Annotated in this window: 3 protein-coding genes; 2 read left to right on the forward strand and 1 reads right to left on the reverse strand. The window is 42.2% G+C overall.

Going from position 1 to position 2,819, the window contains the following annotated elements; all coding sequences use genetic code 11:
• Nucleotides 1-112: 112 nt before the first annotated feature.
• Nucleotides 113-1,186: an amino acid ABC transporter substrate-binding protein gene (locus tag PN497_RS13160; protein WP_096569488.1), complete on the reverse strand. Its 1,074-nt coding sequence runs from the start codon at nucleotides 1,184-1,186 to the stop codon at nucleotides 113-115.
• A 269-nt stretch (nucleotides 1,187-1,455) separates the two neighbouring features.
• On the opposite strand from PN497_RS13160, the gene PN497_RS13165 reads away from it, so the two are divergent.
• Together PN497_RS13165 and PN497_RS13170 are read left to right on the forward strand one after the other, a co-directional pair.
• Nucleotides 1,456-2,013: a hypothetical protein gene (locus tag PN497_RS13165; RefSeq protein ID WP_096569485.1), complete on the forward strand. Its 558-nt coding sequence runs from the start codon at nucleotides 1,456-1,458 to the stop codon at nucleotides 2,011-2,013.
• A gap of 111 nt (nucleotides 2,014-2,124) precedes the next feature.
• On the forward strand, nucleotides 2,125-2,769 hold the full coding sequence (locus PN497_RS13170) for a DUF3318 domain-containing protein (RefSeq protein WP_096569482.1): 645 nt from the start codon (nucleotides 2,125-2,127) through the stop codon (nucleotides 2,767-2,769).
• The last annotated feature ends 50 nt before the right edge of the window (nucleotides 2,770-2,819 follow it).

Raw genomic sequence — 2,819 nt, forward strand, 5'->3', positions numbered from 1 at the left:
TCACCAATCACCAGTCCCCAGTCACCAGTCCCCAATCACCAATCACCAATCACCAATCACCAATCACCAGTCCCCAATCACCAGTCCCCAGTCCCCAATCACCAATCACCAATCACCGAAATGGAGGAGAATAGAGTAAACCTCCTTTGGTGTAAAGTTGATTTTGACCACGGGGAAGATTGAGTTTTGTGTTTGTACCCAGGTTGCGATCATAAATTTCGCCATAGTTACCAACGTGCTTAACTATTCTGGCTGCAAAATCATTAGTTAAACCAATTCCTTCACCTAAATTTCCTTCTGTTCCTAAAAAACGCCTAATTTCTGGATCATTGCTATTAGCAAATTGTCCTATATTTTGGGAATTAATTCCTAATTCTTCGGCTTTTATTAAACTATAAACTACCCATTTAACTACATTATTCCATTGGGGATCACCTTGAGCAACTGCTGGCGCTAAAGGTTCAGAAGATAGCGAATCATCGAGAATGATATGATCATCAGGTTTGGGTAAAGTTGTGCGTCGAGAAACCAACGCCGAACGATCCGCAGTCACTCCATCACAACGCCCTTCTGCATAAGTAGCAAAAGTAATATTAATATCTTCAAAAACAACGGGTTTATAACTAATGCTTCGTTTTCGCATTTGATCCGCTAAATTTTGTTCAGTAGTTGTACCAGTTTGGGCGCAAATTGCTTTATCTTTTAAATCTGCTAAAGACTTGATACCGCTATTTTTGCGAACCATAATAGCTTGACCATCGTAAAAAACCACAGGGGCAAAATTTAAACCCACTGAAGTATCACGGCTTAACGTCCAGCTAGTATTGCGGCTTAATAAATCTACTTCACCAGTTTGCAAAGCTGTAAATCTTTCTTTAGCATTTAAGTTACGATATTCTACAGCATCAGGATTGTCAAACAAAGCCGCAGCTACAGCGCGACAAATATCCACATCAATCCCATTATATTGACCCTCAGTTCCCACAAAACTAAAACCTGGTAACTCACCACTAACACCACAAATTAGCTGTCCACTGGTTTTAACTTTACCAGCAATATTGCGAGTTACTTGTTGTACAGTGTTAGTGGCTGTATTTTCCGTTGTACCTGAATCACCCTCACAACCAGCAATAGTAAAAATGAAAGGAGCGATCGCCAGCAAAAAAGCTAATTTACGTACAAGCATAACTTAAAATAAATAAATGTGTTTACAGCAGATTGCATATTCATAAGGTACAAAATCTCAATTGAACCTACTAACTCCTAGACAGAAACAGAGTTTTACTCCTGACTTCTTGATCTCCTGACTCCTTGATCTCCTGCTGTAATAAGAATGTATCTACCAAAGAATAGAATACACCTTGAGGACAACTCACTACACAAGTAAATTCAATGCCCATAGCAGGTTAAACTAGGTGTGGTGACAGTCGCTCCACCGTTCCTTATGAGGCTTTTATGGGAGCTAATCTGAAACAAATAGCCAATTACTTAGATAACCTTGGCTGGGAATACCGCTTTGATGAAGCAGAAGACAGAATTATCACAGGTGTAGAAGCTGATCATCTAGACGATTTTCTCATAGTCGTGCAGTTGGATGAAGACGGAAAATTTTTCCGAGTTTTTGCCCCTCAAGTTTTAGCAGGAGTCAAAGAACATCCTTATAAAGCTTCTATTCTCCAGACAATGCTGGCCATTTCTTGGGAAACCAAAATGCTGCAATGGGAATATGATCCCTCCGATGGCGAAATCCGTGCCATTATAGAATTTCCCCTAGAAGACTCCATACTCACCGAAAGACAATTTCACCGTTGCCTAAGCGGGTTAATTCAAGTTGTTGATAGCATCGCCTTACCGCGACTCAAACAAGTGATGGCCACAGGTGAAGATCCAGGTAATATAGAACTAGGGGAAAGACTGTTACTCAGTATTCAGGAAGAAGCCCCAGGACTACTGGATCTATTAGAAAAAGCAATGGAAGCTCGGAAAAAGCGGGGAAGTTTTCCCAATGAGTGAAGCCGATCATTGCTGAAATAGCTATCACAGGCTTCGCCTTGAAAGTGAGAGTGTCAAACTCCAAAGTGATAACCTAACTAATATACAGAAATTTTTTAGGGCTGGATTTTTATGACATCCTATACAACCTCCTCAGCTAAAGCGGAAATGAGTGAACTTCGGCGGTTAAAAAGCTTGCTACCACCAGAATTACAAAGCTGGGTGACAGTGGAAGGAACAACCGAAGTAAGTCCACCCCTGATCCGTTGCGAAGAAATTGGTAAAGACCAAGTAGAAATTCAAATCGACTTGGTAAAATGGGATGCTTTAGCAATGGATCAGCGTAATCTTCTGTTTTGGCATGAAGTTGCTCGTATCCAAAATGACACCATTCCTAAAGATGGTTGGGAAATGGCCGCACTGGCTATTGGTTTAGGTGGTGCTGTAGGTGAATTATGGGTACAGGATGGCTTACTGCTAGTGTTAGCGTTGGCGCTTTGTGGTGTTTCCGGTTGGCGACTCTATCAAAAAAATAATGGGGAAAAGCAAATAAAAGAATTAATTGATGCTGACGAAAAAGCGATCGCCCTGGCCACCCGTTTTGGTTATAGTCTCCCCAACGCCTACAAGAGTTTAGGTAGTGCCTTAAAAACCTTAATTGACACCACCCCCGGTAAGCGTCAGCGTTCCCGCTATGAAGCCAGACTTTCCGCCCTCAAACGCAGCGCCAACAAAGCAAAAGCCAAATCTAGACCTATGGACGACGCAGGACTGTAGGAAGCAGGGAGCAGGGAGCAGGGAGCAGGGAGCAGGGAGCAGGGGGCAGA

Origin of the sequence: Sphaerospermopsis kisseleviana CS-549 (genome assembly GCF_028329225.1) — a bacterium.
In the GTDB taxonomy this organism is placed as follows: Bacteria; Cyanobacteriota; Cyanobacteriia; order Cyanobacteriales; family Nostocaceae; genus Sphaerospermopsis; species Sphaerospermopsis kisseleviana.

Coding starts and splice junctions, on each gene's coding strand:
- PN497_RS13165 (WP_096569485.1), top strand. CDS start 1,456: ATGGGAGCTAATCTGAAACAAATAGCCAATTACTTAGATAACCTTGGC.
- PN497_RS13160 (WP_096569488.1), bottom strand. CDS start 1,186: ATGCTTGTACGTAAATTAGCTTTTTTGCTGGCGATCGCTCCTTTCATT.
- PN497_RS13170 (WP_096569482.1), top strand. CDS start 2,125: ATGACATCCTATACAACCTCCTCAGCTAAAGCGGAAATGAGTGAACTT.